1 protein-coding gene is annotated in these 252 nt (G+C 63.9%); it reads right to left on the reverse strand.

The window, feature by feature from the left end; translation table 11 throughout:
* The coding region (locus ACLJNW_RS26975; RefSeq protein WP_410961619.1) for a hypothetical protein at positions 1–252 on the reverse strand (252 nt) is incomplete at both ends.

Below are 252 nucleotides of genomic sequence, written 5' to 3' on the forward strand. Positions count from 1 at the left end.
GGATCGGCCGGCCGAGGGCCTGGCACTGCTTGATGTCGGTGATGATCGCCGCGTACTTCTCTTCCTGGGTCAGGTAGACCAGGTCGTTGAAGTCCTTGCGCGCGATCGGCCGGTGGGTCGGGATCACCACCACGTCGAGACCGTAGATCTGGCGGAACTCGAAGGCCTCGGTATCGGCGGTGCCGGTCATGCCGGCCAGCTTGTTGTACAGGCGGAAGTAGTTCTGGAAGGTGGTGGAGGCCAGGGTCTGGC

The organism is Salmonella sp. SAL4457 (genome assembly GCF_046548235.1).
Taxonomy (GTDB): Bacteria; Pseudomonadota; Gammaproteobacteria; order Enterobacterales; family Enterobacteriaceae; genus Salmonella; species Salmonella enterica.